The organism is Methanobrevibacter sp., assembly GCF_045577275.1.
In the GTDB taxonomy this organism is placed as follows: domain Archaea; phylum Methanobacteriota; class Methanobacteria; order Methanobacteriales; family Methanobacteriaceae; genus Methanobrevibacter.
The window spans coordinates 1-3,445 of sequence record NZ_JAZNIB010000227.1; the positions used below are offsets into that span (position 1 = coordinate 1).

The window sequence follows — 3,445 nt, forward strand, 5'->3', positions numbered from 1 at the left end:
TAATGATATGTTTTCATTTTCTATTAAGAATACTGGTTCCATTCTTTCATTTAATTCATGTTCAATATCATTTGCATTGATTGGACAATTGGTATGTATATCTACTTCTAATTCTTCAAGATATTCTTCCAAAATATCTAAGATATCATGGGCATCTTCACTGTCTGGGAAGATTCTCTTTTTGTCTTCTATATGAAATTCAAGGTCTTTATCTTCAAATATTTCAAGCAATTTTTCCTGAGGCAATGTGTACAATGCATGCTTAAGGAAATTTTTGTTTTTATTGTAATAGTTCAATTGGTCATGGATAGGAGTGTTGTTTGCAATGTTGCAACGTCCTCCTCCTGTCATGAGAAGCTTTTTTCCTAAGCTATCATTCTTTTCTATTATGCATACAGTTTTTGGACCTAATTCCTGTGCTGCCTTTATTGCAGCCATCATTCCGGCTGGCCCTCCTCCTATAATTGCTACCTTATATTCCTGCATATTATTACCTTGAATTAAATTTATTATATTAAGTTTATTATATCGTTTAATCATTAAAATAGTGAAATCGGAATTTTAAAATAAGTATAAAAATAGTTTTTAGTTCTATAATGAAATGTAAATAAATAAGGAAATTCCTTATTTATTGTTTTTTTTTTTAATTTTAAATTTTTTGGTTTATTGATCAACTTATGGGGTTAATCTGTGTCTGTCTCTTGGGAAGAGAACAGTTTCCCTAATGTTTTCAACACCAGTTAAGACCATAGCTAATCTGTCTGCACCTACACCCCAACCTGCGTGAGGAGCCATACCGTATTCGAATGCTTTCAAGTAACTTCCGAATCCATCTGGGTTCAAGTCTCTTTCAATCATTTGTTTTACTAAAAGGTCGTATTGGTGGACCCTAGTGGAACCTGATGAGATTTCTAAGTTTTTGTACATTAAGTCGAAAGCATGGCTGATTTCTGGAGTGTCTTCGTAAGGCATTGCATAGAACGGTTTAATTGCAGTTGGCCAATCGGTTAAGAAGTAGAAACCTTCTTGAGTATCTCCTAAAGCTTTTTCAGCTTCTCTGGATAAGTCTTCACCCCATTCCATATCGATTCCTTTTGAGTTGATGATGTCTACAGCGTCATCATATTTGACTTCTGGGAATGGTCCTTCAGGAATAGCGCTTAAGTCGTATTCTAAAATTTCCAATTCTTTTGCACAGTTTTCTTTGGTGGATTGGAGTACAGCAGTGATCATGCCGTCCAATACTTTCATTACATCAACGTCATCTGCAAAGGAGATTTCACAGTCGATGGAAACTGCTTCGTTCAAGTGTCTTAAGGTATCATGCTCTTCAGCTCTGAATATTTGACCGATTTCAAATACTTTGTCAAATCCAGCACCCATCATCATTTGCTTGTACAATTGAGGGGATTGGCCGAGGAAAGCTTCTTTCTCAAAGTAAGTGATTGGGAAAAGTTCAGTTCCTCCTTCAGTAGCGGAAGCTACAAGTTTAGGAGTGTTGATTTCAATCATGCCTTGTTCGTTGAAGTAATCACGGACAGTCTTGAACATGTTTGCTTTTATCTTAAAGATTGAACTTACATTTGCTTTTCTTAAGTCAAGGAATCTTGAGTTTAATCTTGTATCAATTTCAGCTTTTACCTTTTCTGTAGGGTCCATTGGTAATGGTTGTTTAGCTGGGTTTAAGATAATGACTTCAGCTGGAATGATTTCCACACCATTTGGTGCTTTTCCTGCATCTTGTACAGTACCTTTGATTGCAACGACAGATTCTTTTCTAAGTGCTCTCAAATCGTCTAAAATTGATGCATCCACTTTTTTACTTGGTGCAGTAATTTGCACTAATCCATCTCTGTCTCTTACGATTACAAAGATGATTCCACCTAAGTCTCTGATTTCGTGTACCCAACCCATAATAATGACGTCTTCACCGCTGATGTCCGGGTTTACGTCTTTAGAATAATGAGTTCTTCTTAAATCGCCTAATAAATAATCCACTTATATCGCCTCGATTATAATTTACATAATTTGTTTATCATTAATATTTATTAATAATCATAATTTCTTAAATATTTGATTTAATTTAATATTTTATGTTTTATTATTTTATTTAGTTTCTAGAGTTCTTTATTCAATCTGACTTTCACAGAATTTGCATGTGCATAGAAACCTTCATATTCAGCTATTGGAATGACTGTTTTTGCAAGCTCTTCAATACCTTCTTGAGTAAGTGTCTGAACAGTTGGTTTCTTGATGAATGCTTCAGTAGAAAGACCGGAATACATTTTAGCTCCACCGCCTGTTGGCAAAACATGATTGGTTCCAGAACCGTAATCTCCTGCAGCCACAGGGGAATATTTTCCTAAGAAAATGGATCCTGCATTTTTAATCTTATCAAGAACTGCCTTATCATCTTCTGTAGTGATGATCAAATGCTCAGGAGCATAAGTGTTGGTAAAGTCAATAGCCTCTTCCATATTTTCACAAAGAATGATATGGCCATGTTTTTCCAAAGATTCTTCGATGATCTCACGTCTTGCAGCTTTTTTTGCAAACTCTTCAATCAAATCTTTAGCCTTGTTGGCTATTTCCTCATCATCTGTAACTAAAAAGCATGATGCTTCAGGGTCATGTTCAGCTTGTGATAAAAAGTCATGAGCAAGATATTCTGGAACAGCAGTATTGTCACAAAGGATTAGGACTTCAGATGGTCCTGCTGGGAATTCAATATCCACATCACCGTAAACTAACTTTTTAGCTCCAGTAACAAATACGTTTCCAGGACCTACAATCTTTTCAACCTTTTCGATTGATTCTGTTCCATAAGCCATTGCTGCAATAGCTTGGGATCCACCGCATTTGTAGATTTCATCAGCTCCAGCTAAATCTGCAGCCACTAAAATTGCATCCATTATTTTTCCATCTGCACCTGGAGGAGTGCAACATATGATCCTTTCAACTCCAGCTATTTTAGCAGGAATCACTTCCATGAGGATGGATGAAGGATAAGCGGCCCTTCCTCCTGGAATGTAACAGCCAACACTATTTATTGGCCTTATGATTTGTCCAGCAGTAATTCCAGTGTTCACTTCCATAGACCATTCTTCTGGAATTTGAGCTTTATGGAATTTTTCTATATTTTCAGATGCTCTTTCAAGTGCTTCAATAAGATCTTTATCTAAATTATCATAAGCTTCTTTAATTTCATCTTCAGAAACTTGCAAATCATCCAATTCCGCTTTATCGAACTTGGCAGTGTATCTTTTGACAGCTTCATCCTTATTCTCTTTTACATCTTTGAGAATATCTGAAACTATGTTCAAGATTTCATTGATGTCTGCCTGTGACCTTTTGATTAAATCATCTGCAGTTTCCTTATCATATTTTAGAATTTCCATTCTACCACTCTTTACTAAATAAAATAAAATAACTAATAAAATAATTA

Annotated in this window: 3 protein-coding genes; all 3 read right to left on the reverse strand. The window is 35.4% G+C overall.

The features are described from left to right. Window positions 1-486: NAD(P)/FAD-dependent oxidoreductase (locus tag ACKI67_RS06440; RefSeq protein ID WP_407462623.1), on the reverse strand; the 486-nt coding region annotated here is incomplete at its 3' end. 189 nt (window positions 487-675) lie between these two features. After that, complete coding sequence (aspS, locus tag ACKI67_RS06445; protein ID WP_407462624.1) at window positions 676-1,998, reverse strand: aspartate--tRNA(Asn) ligase; 1,323 nt, start codon at window positions 1,996-1,998, stop codon at window positions 676-678. Window positions 1,999-2,117: 119 nt separating this feature from the next. Continuing rightward, the gene (gene hisD / locus ACKI67_RS06450; RefSeq protein ID WP_407462625.1) at window positions 2,118-3,398 is read right to left on the reverse strand and encodes a histidinol dehydrogenase; all 1,281 of its coding nucleotides are present in this window, start codon (window positions 3,396-3,398) and stop codon (window positions 2,118-2,120) included. Window positions 3,399-3,445 lie beyond the last annotated feature (47 nt).

Coding starts and splice junctions, on each gene's coding strand:
- hisD (WP_407462625.1), bottom strand. CDS start 3,398: ATGGAAATTCTAAAATATGATAAGGAAACTGCAGATGATTTAATCAAA.